Genomic DNA, 13,848 nt, shown 5'->3' with positions numbered 1-13,848 from the left:
CGTGATCAATTGCACACTTAGCTAATTAAATAGCCACTGCTTAACAAATTCATCACATTGCCGCTTGACGAAAGATTGAACGCTTTTATATTGACCGTATTAAATAAGAAACAGAGTTTCATATATGAAACAAAAGCCTGGAGGATCGTGATGAGCTGGATAGGCGTATGTGACGCAGAGCAGGTACAGGAAGATTTCCCTTATAGCGGCAACATTGGCGGTAAAGAAATCGGTATTTACTTGATTGATGGTGAGTACTACGCGCTGGAAGACGTGTGTCCACATGCCTATGCGCTGTTAAGCCAGGGATTTGTGGAAGACGGCAAAGTTGAATGCCCGCTGCATGAGGCGGTATTCGACGTTAAAACCGGCCAGTGTCTGCATGGCCCTGGCGGGCGCAACCTTAATCGTTATCCGGTTCGGGTATATGACAATCAGATCCAGATTACCTTTATCGAGGAGAACGTGGCATGAGCGAATCCCTGGATTTTAACCCGGCGCTGCCGGAAAGCCGCCAGTTTACGCCGCCTGCGGAAGGCGGCAACGGCAACATCCATAAGCCTGGCGATTATCACAACCTTATCTGGCAAACCCGCAGTCGCGTTGCAGAGAGCTGGGAGCTGGAACTTATCGCGACCCTCGAAACGCTGTTCGAGCAGGGGGCGGAGAGCCTGACGCAACTGGTGGACGGGCTGAATGCCCTGAAGATGCACGATCGGCAAGGCGATGCCTGGAGCGAAGAGAGCTTTCGGGTGTTTTTGCAGGTAAACGGATACTGAGGGCACGGCGATGACAACAACGGTACAAAACTATCTCGATACAGGTTTACGTGGCCTGTGGTATCCGGTGCTGGCGAGCTGGGAAGTGCAGTCCGCTCCGGTGGGCATTACCCGTCTCGGCGAACAAATTGTGGTGTGGCGGAACAAGGACGGAGAGCTACAGGCGCTGGAGGACCGCTGCCCGCACCGCGGCGCCCGTCTGTCGATGGGCTGGAATCTCGGCGATCGTATCGCCTGCTGGTATCACGGCGTGGAAGTGGCCGGGAATGGTCAAGTTAAAGATGTTCCGGCGGTCGACAAATGTCCGCTGGTCGGCCAGCAGTGCGTGCGCAGCTACCACGTCCAGGAAGCGCATGGCGCGATATTTCTGTGGTTTGCGGCCACGGCCGACCAGCAGCCCGAGCCGCTCACCTTCCCGGAAGAGCTGGCCGATAGCGACAAATACAGCAACTTCCTCTGCACCGCCGCGTGGAAATGCAACTATCAGTACGCGCTGGAAAACGTGATGGATCCGATGCACGGCACCTACCTGCACTCCTCTTCGCACTCAATGGCGGAAGGCGATCGCAAAGCCGACATGGTGCTGCAACCGACGAAAACCGGCTTTATCTTTGAGAAAAAAGGGCAGAGCGGCGTCAACTTCGACTGGGTGGAGTTGGGCCACAGCGGCGCTTACTGGATGCGCCTGTCGATCCCGTACAAAAAGCGTTTTGGGCCGGGCGGCCACTTCTGGATCGTCGGTATGGTAGTGCCGGAAGATAACGACAACTGCCGGGTCTTCTTCTGGCGTATTCGCGGCGTGCAGGGCTGGCAGCGCGATCTGTGGCGCTTTATGTATCGTAATCGTCTGGAAAAACTGCACTGGGAAGTGCTGGAGCAGGATCGCGTGGTGCTCGAAAGCCTGGCACCGAATGCCCGCGAGCACGAATACCTGTATCAGCATGACGTCGGCCTTTCCCGCCTGCGCCGGATGATGCAAAAAGCGGCGAAAGAGCAGCTGGCCGCGCGTGAAGAGCAGCAGGGAGCGGCCTGATGAACGGGCTGTTAACCGGCAAACGGATGGTGATTACCGGCGCTGCGCGCGGTCTGGGCTTTCATTTTGCCAAAGCCTGCGCGGAGCAGGGCGCTGACGTCGTGATGTGTGACATCCTGCAGGGCGAACTGGCGGAGAGCGCTCATCGTCTGCGCGAGCAGGGTTATCGCATTGAATCGCAGGCGATCGATCTGGCCGATGCTTCCTCCATTGAGGGGGCGTTCCTCGCGATCGGCGAACGAGGAAAGATCGACGGGCTGGTCAATAACGCGGCGATGGCCACCGGCGTCGGCGGTAAAGACATGATCGACTACGATCCGGATCTGTGGGATCGGGTGATGTCGGTCAACGTCAAAGGCACCTGGCTGGTGACCCGGGCGGCGCTACCGCTGTTGCGCGAAGGGGCCGGGATCGTCAACGTCGCCTCCGACACCGCGCTGTGGGGCGCACCCCGGCTGATGGCCTACGTTGCCAGCAAAGGCGCGGTGATCGCCATGACGCGCTCTATGGCCCGCGAACTGGGTGAAAAGCGTATACGTATTAACGCCATCGCGCCGGGTTTAACCCGCGTGGAGGCAACGGAATATGTCCCTGCCGAGCGCCATCAGCTGTACGAAAACGGGCGCGCGCTGAGCGGCGCCCAGCAGCCGGAAGACGTGACCGGCAGCGTGGTGTGGCTGTTAAGCGACCTGTCGCGGTTTGTCACCGGGCAACTGATCCCGGTCAACGGCGGATTTGTTTTTAACTAAAGAGGCGAGGCGGTATGGCAAACGTTCAGGAAGTGAAATACCTGGTGCCGGGGCTGGAGCGGGGACTGCAACTGCTGCTGGCATTTGGCGAGCAACATCGCGATCTGACCTTTGCCGAGCTGCATCGGCTGGTGGATATGCCGAAAGCGACCGCCTATCGCGTGGTGCAAACGCTGGAGTATATGGGATTTCTCGAGCGCAACGCGCGCACCAATACCTTCTCGCTGGGGATGAATGTTCTGCGTCTGGGCTTTGAATATATTGCCTCACTGGATGTGGCGCAGGTCGGTCAGCCGGTGATAGAGCAGCTGCGCGATACCAGTCAGTGCAGCAGTCATCTGGCGATCCGCGACGGGCGGGACATTATTTACATCGCCCGCGTCAGCGCCGCCGGCTCACGGATCAATCAGGTCAGTATCGGTACCCGCCTGCCGGTTCACTGCACTTCGCTGGGCCGCATGCTGCTGACCGATGTTTCGCGCGGCGAGTTTGAGCAGCTGTTTCCCGATGAGCGGCTGCCGGGCAATACGCCGGGGCAACTTCACGATCGCGAAGCGCTATGGCAGATGGTGCAGCAGGATAAAGCGCGTGGCTATGTGATTGGCGAATCTTTCTACCGCCACGGCATCTCTTCCATCGTCTACCCGGTCTACGATCGCAGCGGTCGGGTAGCGGCGGTGGTCAGTATTCTGGTGCCGTCGGATGAGATCCCGCAAAGCGATCGGCAACGGCTGCAAAGCGACGTCAGCCTGGCGGCGGAAAAAATTTCTGGCTTTTTAGGCTACCTGTCACAAGCCATTTAAATCAATAAGTTAACATCAGGCGCTTGAGTGCGTCGGGGATGTTTTACGCCCAAATCAGGGCGACAGAACGGTAAAGAGGCTACCAACGATGAGCGTAACCGGAATTGAAAAGCTGGAATTTGGCGTCGACGACCTGACTCATTGCGCCAGGTTTATGCGTGATTTTGGCCTGGCGGGCGACGCCAGCGGCCAGCGTTTTACTACCTTAAGCGGCGCGCGGGTGGAACTGAACCCGATCCATAGCCCGGATCTGCCGCCGGCCTTTGAAGCGGGTAACACCCTACGCCGCATGACCTGGGGCGTGGCGGATCGGGCGGCGCTGGACGCTCTGCGGCCCAGGCTGTCCCGCCAGCCCGCCTTCCGTGAGATTGACGGTGCGCTGGAGTGCCAGGATCCGAACGGCATGACGCTGCGCGTACAGGTCACTCAACAAGTCGCGGTGACGCTGAACGTCGAGCCGATTAACCAGTGGGGCGATGTGCGCCGGATTGATACGCCAAGTCCGGTGTATGACGGCGCGCAGCCAATTAACGTCGGCCACGTGGTGTTCTTCGTCGAAGAGCTGGCGGCGGTCGAGGCCTTCTATCGTGACGTGCTCGGTTTCCAGGTTTCCGATCGCTACATCAACCGCGCGGTCTTCCTGCGTTGCGGCGTACGCGGCGGTCACCACAACCTCTTTTTATTGCAGCTCCCCACCCGCAAGCGCGGCCTGAATCACGTGGCCTTTACCGTCCGCGATATCCATGAAGTGATTGGCGGCGGCATCGCGATGAATAAAAACGCGTGGAGCACCTTTATTGGCCCCGGTCGTCATCCGGTCTCTTCCGCCTATTTCTGGTACGTCAACAGCCCGACCGGCGGCGCTTTTGAGTACTACACCAACGATGATTTCCTGACGGAGAACTGGCGCCCGCGCGAGCTGGAACACTCGCTGGTCTCCTTTACCGAATGGGCGGTGGAAGGGGGGATCGACCACGATACCCGCCGCCAGCAGAAAAAGCCGGAGGCGGTATGACGGCGCGAATAGTCATTATCGGCGGCGGCCAGGCGGGCGGCTGGGCGGCGAAAACCCTGCGTGACGAAGGCTACGACGGCGAGATTTGCGTCGTTGCCGAAGAAGAGTGGGATTTTTACGAGCGTCCGCCGCTGTCCAAAGCGACGCTGCTGGAGGCCGATGCGCCGCTGCCGCGGCTGTTCAGCGAAGAGGTGCAGCAGGCGTTAAACCTTCGCTGGTTCCGCCCGCTGCGCGCTGAGGCCATCGATCGCCAGAGCAAAAGCGTGCGTCTGAGCAACGGCGAACAGCTCGGCTATGACCAGCTGCTGATCGCCACCGGCGGTCGTGCCCGCCTGCCCGGCGAAGCCTGGGCGAAACAGCCGCAGGTTTACACGCTGCGCCACTGGCAGGATGCGCAGCGCCTGAAGCAACGGCTGGCGACCACCGCACGGCTGGCGATTGTCGGCGGCGGCTGGATTGGTCTGGAGATTGCCGCCTCGGCGCGAAAAAGCGGCGTCGCGGTCACCCTATTTGAACAGCAGCCGCTGCTGTGCATGCGTTCGGTAAGCGCGGAAGTGTCGCAGGAACTTGAACGGATCCATCGCGATCGGGGCGTCGATATTCGTCGCGGCTGTGGCGCGCTGGAGCTGGAGGAAGATGACGGCCTGCCGGTTATTCACTGCGATGGTCAGCGGGAAACCTTTGATGCGGTAGTGGTGGGGATCGGCGTCAATCTCAACCTCGAACTGGCGCGGGACGCGGGACTGGCCGTCGATCGCGGGATCGTTGTCAACGCCCTGGGGCAGACCAGCGACCCGGCGATCTTCGCCGCCGGAGATGTGGCGCAGCATCACCAGTATGGCCTGTGCATCCAGTCCTGGGCCTTTGCCCAGAATCAGGCGGTGGCGACGGCGCAAGCGATGCTGAACCCGCAGGCGGCGGGCTACGCCGACGCGCCGTGGCTGTGGTCGGATCAATATGCCGACAATATTCAGATCCTCGGCATTCCGCAGCCGGGAAGCCGGACGGTGACGCGCCGGGATCCGCAGGGCGCGCTGTTTTTCTCGATTGACGCTGACGGTCGCCTGACTCAACTGGTGGCGTTTAACGACGCCCGCACCGTCAAGCTGGCGAAACGCTGGATGGCCGCGGGGAGAGATCTTTCCGCCGTACCGCTCGATGACCCGGCCTTTTCGCTGATGTCATTGCGATAAGACCCGCGCACCCTTAAGGGGGAGAGATGACCACATTAGAGACAAACACCGCGCCGCTTGAGGCTGGCGGTGAGGGCGTCCACACGCCTGAAAAAGCGGTCCGCTGGGCGATTCCACTGTCGCTGCTGGCCTGCGTACTGCTGGCGTTCTTCGACAAAATCAGCATTGCCGCGCTGTTTTCCGATAGCCATTTCCAGCAGGCGATGGGGATGGATTTTGACACCACGCGGCTGGGCATTCTGATGAGCGCCTTTCTGCTGAGCTACGGGTTTTCCTCGGTGCTGCTCAGCGGGCTGGGCGACCGTATCGCGCCGCTGCGCCTGCTCACCGGCATGATGGTGGTGTGGTGCATTTTAATGGTGATGATGGGCTTCACCCATAACTACACCGTGATGGTCACCTTGCGCATTCTGCTTGGTATCGCCGAAGGACCGCTGTTTCCGCTGGCGTTTGCCATCGTCCGCCACACTTTTCCGCAGCGGCTTCAGGCGCGGGCCACCATGCTGTGGCTGCTCGGGACACCGGTCGGCGCGGCGATTGGCTTTCCACTGTCGATTTGGTTGCTCAATACCTTTGGCTGGCAGAGCACCTTCTTTGTGATGGCGATGCTGACGGTGCCGGTGCTGATTTTCGTGCGCATCGGCCTGCGCGGGGTACAGCTGGAGAGCAAAGCGTCCGGCGAAAAGGTCTCCCAGGAGGCGCGCCGCGCGGCGCGGCGGGAGCTGTTCGTCAGCCCGCATTTCTGGATGATTTGCGTGTTTAACATCGCCTTTCTGGCCTATCTGTGGGGCATCAACGGTTGGCTGCCGGGCTATCTGATTAAAGGCAAAGGTATCCATCTGGAGCATGCCGGTTGGCTGTCGTCAATGCCGTTTATCGCCATGCTGCTGGGCGAAGTGATCGGCGCCTGGCTCTCCGATCGTCTTGATAAACGCGCCGCCGCCTGCTTTATCTCGCTGGCCGGGGCGGCGGTTGGCCTGGCGGCGGTGATGCACTTCGCCACCCCACTGACGGTCATTGCGGCGATGAGTTTTAGCACCTTTATGTGGGGCACCGGCGCACCCAATATTTTCGCCCTGCTGGCCAAGGCGACCCATCCCCGGGTCAGCGCCACGGCGGGGGGGATTTTCAACGGGCTGGGGAATTTTGCGGGCGCTCTGTCGCCGGCGGTGATGGGGGCGCTGATCGCCTTCACCCACAGCATGGATTCCGGGCTGATTTTTCTGGCGGTGATGGCGGCGGTGGGCTGCGTCCTGTTACTGCCGCTGCTGAGACGTTACTGAGGATAAAACGATGACTGATTCAAGCGTAACTGCAAAACAGGGTATCAAACCTGAACATCTGACGATGGAAGAGTGGGTAGAGTCGCGTATCGCGCGCTTTGAGGGACGGAAATATGACTGGAACGCGCTGAAATTCCAGGCCGATTTCGACCCGAAATATCGTCGCGCCCAGATGCGCTATATCGGCACCGGCGCCACCGGCGTGGCGAGCGATACCAATACCGTCGCGGCGGAAAACTTCACCTTCTCCACCATGGTGCTGCCAGCGAAATGCGAAGGGCCGCTGCACCTGCATGATGACGTCGAGGAGGTGTTCTTCATGCTCAAGGGGCAGATAACCCTGATGATTCAGGATGGTGACAGCTATAGCGAAACTGTGCTGCGCGAGCGCGATCTGATCTCCGTCCCGGCGGGTATCTACCGCGGGCTGTTTAACCACGGTGAGGAAGAGGCGCTGATGTGCGTGATGCTGGGCACCTGCAAGCCGAATATCCCGACCTATCCGGAAGATCACCCCCTGTCGAAAGTCAAACGTAATTAAGGAGGCGGTATGACGGGTTTTCGTGAACAAGGGCACGGCACGCCGCTGGTGCTGTTACACGGCATCAGCTCCGGCGCGGCCTCCTGGCATAAACAGATGGCGCTGTCCGGCTATCGCGTGCTGGCCTGGGATATGCCCGGTTATGGCGAAAGCCCGATGCTGCCGCTCGGGCAGGCGAATGCGGGCGATTATGCCGATGCGCTGGCGCGCATGCTGGACCACGCCGGCGTTGAGCGGGCGGTCGTGGTGGGGCACTCGCTCGGGGCGCTGGTGGCCAGCGCCTTTGCGGCGAAGTATCCCCGCCGCGTGCGCTATCTGGTGTTAGCCGATGTCGCACAGGGCTACGGCCAGGCGGAGCCGGAACAGCGGGAAAAAGTCTGGCACAGTCGCCAGCAGCTGATTGCGTCAGGCGTAGAACGGATGGCGCAATCCCGGGCGGCGAAGCTGCTGCATCCGTGTGCGGCGGAGGTCGATGTCGCCACCGTGGCCGCCGGAATGCGCAAGCTGCGTCGAGAGGGCTACCTGGCCGCGGCGTGGATGCTGGCGCACGACGATATTCACCGCTGGCTTGGCGATTATCACGGCCGGTTTGAGGTGTGGTGCGGTGAACAGGACGCCATCACGCAACCAGAGCTGGTGCGCGGTCTGGCGCTACGCTACGGCATGCGCTACACCGCGATTCCGCACGCGGGCCACGCCAGCTATCTCGATAATGAAACCTTTTTTAATCAACAGCTTTTACGGGTAGGGGAAGAGGTGCGCGATGAATGCACAAATTGAAGGCCGTGTAACGGTGGTCACCGGAGGATCGTCAGGGATCGGCTTTGAAACGCTGCGTCTGCTGCTGGGCGAAGGGGCGAAAGTCGCCTTCTGCGGCCGTCATCCCGACCGGCTCGCCAGCGCGCATGCCGCGTTGCAGAACGAGTATCCCGGAGCGGAGATTCTTTCTTACCGCTGCGACGTGCTGAAAGAAGAGGAGGTGCAGGCCTTTGCCGATGCGGTAGCGGCGCGTTTTGGCGGCGTGGATATGTTGATCAACAACGCCGGGCAGGGCTACGTGGCGCATTTTGCCGATACCCCGCGTGAAGCGTGGTTGCATGAGGCGGAGCTGAAACTGTTTGGCGTGATCAACCCGGTAAAGGCCTTCCAGCCGCAGCTGGAGCGCTCGGATATCGCCTCGATTACCTGCGTGAACTCGCTGCTGGCGCTGCAGCCGGAAGAACACATGATCGCCACCTCCGCCGCCCGCGCGGCGCTGCTCAATATGACGCTGACGCTGGCAAAAGATCTGGTGGGAAAAGGCATCCGCGTCAACTCGATTTTGCTGGGCATGGTGGAGTCGGGGCAGTGGCAGCGGCGCTTTGAAAACCGTGCCGATAAGCAGCAGAGCTGGCCCGAGTGGACCGCGGATATCGCCCGCAAACGCGGGATCCCGATGGCGCGTCTCGGTAAACCGCAGGAACCTGCGCAGGCGCTGCTGTTTCTGGCTTCGCCGCTGGCATCGTTTACCACCGGTGCCGCGCTGGATGTCTCCGGCGGTTTTTGCCGTCACCTGTAAGGAGCCATCATGAAAAAAATCATGCTTATCGGTTATGGCGCCATGGCGCAGGCGGTGATTGAACGGCTGCCCCCGCAGGTCACGTTAGGCTGGATTGTCGCCCGGGAAGGTCATCATGCGGCGATTCGCGCCCGCTTTGGCGATGCGCTGACGGTGCTTGACGATCCGCAATCCTGTACGGCAACCCCGGCTCTGGTGCTGGAGTGCGCCAGCCAACAGGCGGTCGCACAATATGGCGAAGCGATTCTCGCGCGCGGCTGGCATCTGGCGCTGATCTCTACCGGCGCGCTGGCCGATAGCGCGCTCGAACAGCGTTTATATCAGGCGGGCGGCAGGCTGACGCTGCTCTGCGGCGCGGTGGCCGGCATTGACGGACTGGCGGCGGCAAAAGAGGGCGGCCTTGAGCGTGTGACCTATCAGTCGCGCAAAAGCCCGGCCAGCTGGCGCGGGAGCTACGCGGAAATGCTGATCGACCTCAATGCGGTCAGCGAAGCGAAAATCTTTTTTGAGGGCAGCGCCCGCGAAGCAGCGCGCCTGTTTCCGGCGAATGCCAACGTGGCGGCGACCGTGGCGCTGGGCGGTATCGGTATGGACGACACGCGCGTGCAGCTGATGGTTGACCCGGCGACAAGACGTAACACCCACACGTTACATGTTGAAGGCGCGTTCGGGGAGTTTCGCCTGGAACTGAGCGGCCTGCCGCTGGCCAATAACCCCAAGACATCTACCCTGGCGGCACTGAGCGCGGTACGTGCCTGCCGTGAACTGGCACAAGGCTGAGAGGCGGCAATGGACGAATTAACAATTTTTATCGGCGGCCACTGGCGCCACGGCGGCGGCAAGTTGATGCACAGCTACTTTCCGGCGGACGGATCGGTGAACGCGACGCTGCGCGCGGCCAGTCTCGACGATCTACAGGAAGCGGTGAGCTGCGCCGAGCGCGCCTGGCAGGAACCGACGTGGCGCAACATGCTGCCGCACCTGCGGGCAAAGATCCTGCATAAGGTGGCGGATCTGATTGAATCCCATCTCGATGAACTGGCGCGAATGCAAAGTCGGGACAATGGCAAACCGCTGGCGGAAGCGCGAGGGCTGGTGATGAGCGCGGCGGGAAGCGCCCGCTATTTCGCCGCCGCCTGCGAACTGCTGGAAGGCGAACTGCCGACTCCGCGTCAGACAGACCTGCTAACCCTGAGCCGCTACGAGCCGCTGGGCGTGGTGGCGGCGATCACCCCGTGGAACTCGCCGATCGCCAGCGAAATGCAAAAAGTGGCGCCGGCGATCGCCGCCGGCAATGCGGTGATCCTCAAACCCGCGGAAGCGACGCCGCTGATGGCGCTGGAGCTGGCGCGGATCTTCGAGCAGGCCGGTTTACCTGCGGGGCTGCTGAGCGTGCTGCCGGGAAAAGGATCGGTGATTGGCGACGCGCTGGCGCGTCATCCGCTGGTGCGCAAAATTTCATTTACCGGCGGCACCCGCACCGGGCGCCATCTGGCGCACGTTGCGGCAGAAAAACTGATTCCCGCCTCGCTGGAGCTGGGCGGCAAATCGCCGACCATCGTGCTGGAAGATGCCGATATCGAACAGGCGGCGCGGGGGATCTGCTACGGCATTTTCAGCTCCGGCGGTCAGGCGTGCATCGCCGGTGCGCGGCTGTTTGTGCATGAAAAAGTTTACCCGCAGCTGATGGCGCGGCTGCTGGAGCTGACGCGCGGTCTGCGGATCGGCGATCCGTTCAGCAGCGATACCCACATCGGACCGCTGATTAATGAGCAACATCGTGCCGGGGTACTCGCGTATGTCGAACTGGCGAAACGCGAAGGCGGGCGGGTGCTGTGCGGAGGGGAGATCCCCGCCGATCCGGCGCTGGCGGCGGGTAGCTACTTCCAGCCGACGATCGTCGAAGGGCTGACGAATCAGGCGCGGGTCTGTCAGGAAGAGATCTTCGGTCCGGTGCTGGTGGCGATGCCCTTTCGTGATGAAGCCCAGCTGATCCGCGAAGCCAATGACTCGGTCTATGGTCTGGCGGCGGGGATCTGGACGCGGGATAGCGGGCGCGCCCTGCGCTTAAGTGAGCGTCTGGAAGCCGGGACGGTGTGGATCAACACCTACAAGGTTTTCTCTATTTCGACCCCGTTCGGCGGTTTTAAAGAGAGCGGTCTGGGCCGCGAAAAAGGTATTCAGGGGCTGAAAGCCTGGATGCAACAAAAGAGCATTTATCTGGCGACGGGTAATAGCGTGAATAACTGGTGCGATTGAGAGAAGGGTGAGCAATGAGCGAAATGATAACCGTCGGCGAAGCCATCGCCAGAACGCTGGAGCAGTACAAGGTTGAGGCTATTTACGGCGTCATCTCTATTCATAACCTGCCGGTTGCTGATGCTATGGGTCAGCGCGGCAACATCCGCTTTGTTCCGGCGCGTGGCGAGGCTGGTGCGGTGACTATGGCCGACGCCCACGGGCGCTTTTCCGGCCTCGGCGTGGCGCTGACCAGCACCGGCGCGGGCGCGGGTAACGCGGTGGGCGCGCTGGTCGAAGCGATGAACGCCTGCACGCCGCTGCTGCACTTGACCGGGCAGGTTGAGAAAGCGTGGCTGGACGCCGACACCGGGTTTATCCACGAAACCCGCGATCAGCTGACCTTCCTGAAAGCCAGTTCGAAACGCGCGTATCGCATCAGCAACGCCAACCAGGCGATCGCCATTTTGCACAAGGCGATTCAGGAAGCGCGGACGCCGCCATGCGGACCGGTCTCTGTGGAAATCCCGATTGATATTCAGGGCGCGAAAATCCCGCTGTCGCTGGTGACGAAACCGGTGAAACCGGCTTCGGTTCCAGCCGTAGATCCCGCGACGGTTGACGCACTGTGGGCACAGCTCAGGCAGGCGAAACAGCCGCTGCTGTGGCTGGGCGGCGGAGCTATAGGCAGCGAAGCGGCGGTGAAAAAACTGGCGGATGCGGGGATCACCGTGATCTCCAGTACCCACGGGCGCGGCGTGCTGCCGGACAGCCATCGCGCCAGCCTGCGCGCCTTCCATAATTCGCCTTCCGTTGAGGCGCTGATGGCGCAATGTGATTTCACCCTGGTCGCGGGCTCGCGTCTGCGCAGTAACGAAACACGTTCCTGGACGCTGGAACTGCCTTCGCCGCGGGTACAGATTGATATCGACCCGGCGGCGGCCAGCCGTAACTATCTGATGGACAACACGCTGATCGCCGATTGTTCTGTCCTGCTGGGTGCGCTGGCGGACAAGGTACAAGGTCGCGAATGGGGCAATGGTCACTGGGACGTTCAGGTAAAAGAGGCGCTGGCGCTGGCGGAGCACGGGCTGCGTGCACAGTGCGGCGCTTATGCCCGGCTGAATGATGCTATCGAACAGGCGCTGCCTGATGATGGCATTCTGGTCCGCGATATCACCGTCTCCGGCAGCCTGTGGGGCAGTCGTCTGTTCCGCGCAAAGGGTCCGCTGATGAACGTGCATTCGCTGGCGGGGGCCATTGGTATGGGGCTGCCGATGGCCATCGGCACGGCGATTGCCAACCCGCAGCGCAAGATTGTCGGCCTGGTCGGCGATGGCGGTCTGAGCCTCAACCTCGGAGAGCTGGCGACGCTGGCGCAGGAAAAGGCCAACGTCACGCTGATTATCATGAACGATGGCGGCTATGGCGTGATGCGCGGTATTCAGGATAAATATTTCGGCGGCCGCCAGTATTACAACGAGCTGCACACGCCGGATTTCACGCTACTGGCGCAGGCCATCGGTCTGCAGGCGTGGAGCGTTGAGCGAGCGGAGGATTTCACCTCGGTGATGACCGAAGCGCTGGCGACGCCGGGGCCGTCGGTCGTGGAGGTCAGGATGGGCAGTATTGGCGCGCTGCGTTTTGCCGGGCCGCCGCAAAAGACGCTGTACTAAGCTCTTTTCCCCTCTCTGCGTTGCAGAGAGGGGAAGGGGAGATTACTTAATGCCGTCAGCCTTCATGCGATCGCGGATATGCTGGGCACGCGCTTCGGAGGCCGGGTGATCGTCAAACATTGAGCTTTGGCGACCGGCTTCCAGCTTAGCCAGCTTCTCGAAGCTGGTGGCCAGCCCCACCGGGTTAATCCCGCGTTTACGCAGCAGATCGTAGGAGTAGTCGTCCGCTTCGGACTCCTGGCGCTGGGAGAACTGCGAGTTCACCAGTTTTTCGCCCAGATCGCCAAGCTGAGATTGCGACAGGCTGCCGACGATGCCGCCCGCCGAAGCGGCGGCGGCGCGAACGGCGTTGGTACCGAGCGCGACCTGCATACCTTTCTTCACGTGGCCGAGGGCGACGTGGCCCATCTCATGGCCGATCACCGCTTCAACTTCGTTATCGTTCATGATGTCCATCAGGCCGCTATAGACGCGGATGCAGCCGTTAGCCATTGCGAACGCGTTGACGTCCTTGGTTTCATACACTTTGTAATTCACCGGCTGACCGTTGATATTGTCGCCCAGCGCGGCGGCGATTTTGCTCAGGCGCTTGCTGTATTCGCTGCTGGCGGGCGAAATTGTGGCTTTGCTGTCCATCTCTTTGCAAGCCTGGTCACTTAAGCTTTTAACCTGGGCGTCGCTCAGGGAGTAAGCCTGAAAAGCTTCAGCGCCCGAACTGAGAAGGGCGTTGGAGTCCATGTTCTGGCATCCGGTGAGCGTTGCTGCGATCCCAAGGGCAAGAATAGTTGAGCGAATTTTCATTTTTATCTTCCACACTCGTACGATTTTCTGACTGAAAAAGGCAACAATAAGGTTGTCGCATCCTGTACAAATTATAAAGACTATTGCGTGACGCGGGCGAGAGGATTCCGTGGCAGCACAACGTGTTCCGGAGATTTCTTAAACCACAAAAGGATGCTCCATGTACATGCTTTCTCGCT

Annotated in this window: 15 protein-coding genes; 14 read left to right on the top strand and 1 reads right to left on the bottom strand. The window is 60.8% G+C overall.

Going from position 1 to position 13,848, the window contains the following annotated elements:
• The first annotated feature begins 150 nt into the window (after positions 1-150).
• From CWM52_RS06855 to CWM52_RS06790, 14 genes are all read left to right on the top strand, one after another.
• Positions 151-474 carry a Rieske (2Fe-2S) protein gene (locus CWM52_RS06855; protein ID WP_100683420.1) on the top strand — a complete coding sequence of 108 codons (324 nt, stop codon included), beginning with the start codon at positions 151-153 and terminating at the stop codon, positions 472-474.
• Positions 471-779, top strand: a complete 309-nt coding sequence (locus tag CWM52_RS06850; protein ID WP_004867467.1) for a recombinase-like helix-turn-helix domain-containing protein — start codon at positions 471-473, stop codon at positions 777-779. Before CWM52_RS06855 ends, CWM52_RS06850 begins: the two co-directional genes overlap by 4 nt.
• Positions 780-789: 10 nt before the next feature.
• Positions 790-1,812, top strand: a complete 1,023-nt coding sequence (locus tag CWM52_RS06845) for an aromatic ring-hydroxylating oxygenase subunit alpha (RefSeq protein WP_100683419.1) — start codon at positions 790-792, stop codon at positions 1,810-1,812.
• Positions 1,812-2,561 carry an SDR family oxidoreductase gene (locus CWM52_RS06840; RefSeq protein ID WP_100683418.1) on the top strand — a complete coding sequence of 250 codons (750 nt, stop codon included), beginning with the start codon at positions 1,812-1,814 and terminating at the stop codon, positions 2,559-2,561. The genes CWM52_RS06845 and CWM52_RS06840 overlap by 1 nt, the downstream gene beginning before the upstream one ends.
• Positions 2,562-2,575: 14 nt before the next feature.
• Positions 2,576-3,364 carry an IclR family transcriptional regulator gene (locus CWM52_RS06835; protein WP_100683417.1) on the top strand — a complete coding sequence of 263 codons (789 nt, stop codon included), beginning with the start codon at positions 2,576-2,578 and terminating at the stop codon, positions 3,362-3,364.
• Positions 3,365-3,452: 88 nt separating this feature from the next.
• Positions 3,453-4,379: a VOC family protein gene (locus CWM52_RS06830; RefSeq protein ID WP_100683416.1), complete on the top strand. Its 927-nt coding sequence runs from the start codon at positions 3,453-3,455 to the stop codon at positions 4,377-4,379.
• On the top strand, positions 4,376-5,572 hold the full coding sequence (locus CWM52_RS06825) for an NAD(P)/FAD-dependent oxidoreductase (protein ID WP_100683415.1): 1,197 nt from the start codon (positions 4,376-4,378) through the stop codon (positions 5,570-5,572). The genes CWM52_RS06830 and CWM52_RS06825 overlap by 4 nt, the downstream gene beginning before the upstream one ends.
• A 26-nt stretch (positions 5,573-5,598) precedes the next feature.
• On the top strand, positions 5,599-6,855 hold the full coding sequence (locus tag CWM52_RS06820; RefSeq protein ID WP_100683414.1) for an MFS transporter: 1,257 nt from the start codon (positions 5,599-5,601) through the stop codon (positions 6,853-6,855).
• A 10-nt stretch (positions 6,856-6,865) separates the two neighbouring features.
• On the top strand, positions 6,866-7,396 hold the full coding sequence (locus tag CWM52_RS06815; RefSeq protein ID WP_100683413.1) for a cupin domain-containing protein: 531 nt from the start codon (positions 6,866-6,868) through the stop codon (positions 7,394-7,396).
• Positions 7,397-7,405: 9 nt separating this feature from the next.
• Positions 7,406-8,176, top strand: coding sequence for an alpha/beta fold hydrolase (locus CWM52_RS06810; RefSeq protein WP_100683412.1), 771 nt, complete (start codon positions 7,406-7,408; stop codon positions 8,174-8,176).
• A complete protein-coding gene (locus CWM52_RS06805) occupies positions 8,160-8,954 on the top strand; it encodes an SDR family oxidoreductase (RefSeq protein WP_100683411.1) in 795 nt (264 codons plus the stop codon). Before CWM52_RS06810 ends, CWM52_RS06805 begins: the two co-directional genes overlap by 17 nt.
• 9 nt (positions 8,955-8,963) lie before the next feature.
• The gene (locus CWM52_RS06800; RefSeq protein ID WP_100683410.1) at positions 8,964-9,734 is read left to right on the top strand and encodes an aspartate dehydrogenase; all 771 of its coding nucleotides are present in this window, start codon (positions 8,964-8,966) and stop codon (positions 9,732-9,734) included.
• 9 nt (positions 9,735-9,743) lie between these two features.
• Positions 9,744-11,213, top strand: coding sequence for an aldehyde dehydrogenase (locus CWM52_RS06795; RefSeq protein ID WP_100683409.1), 1,470 nt, complete (start codon positions 9,744-9,746; stop codon positions 11,211-11,213).
• Between the two features lie 14 nt (positions 11,214-11,227).
• Complete coding sequence (locus CWM52_RS06790; RefSeq protein WP_100683408.1) at positions 11,228-12,868, top strand: thiamine pyrophosphate-binding protein; 1,641 nt, start codon at positions 11,228-11,230, stop codon at positions 12,866-12,868.
• A gap of 42 nt (positions 12,869-12,910) precedes the next feature.
• Here CWM52_RS06790 and CWM52_RS06785 read toward each other — a convergent pair whose 3' ends face one another.
• The gene (locus CWM52_RS06785; RefSeq protein ID WP_100683407.1) at positions 12,911-13,669 is read right to left on the bottom strand and encodes a M48 family metallopeptidase; all 759 of its coding nucleotides are present in this window, start codon (positions 13,667-13,669) and stop codon (positions 12,911-12,913) included.
• Positions 13,670-13,848 lie beyond the last annotated feature (179 nt).

It is taken from the genome of Raoultella sp. T31 (assembly GCF_002806725.1).
GTDB classification, from domain to species: Bacteria; Pseudomonadota; Gammaproteobacteria; order Enterobacterales; family Enterobacteriaceae; genus Klebsiella; species Klebsiella electrica.
The sequence above is the reverse complement of the archived record's forward strand: the minus strand, read 5'-3'. Positions and strand labels throughout refer to the sequence as shown.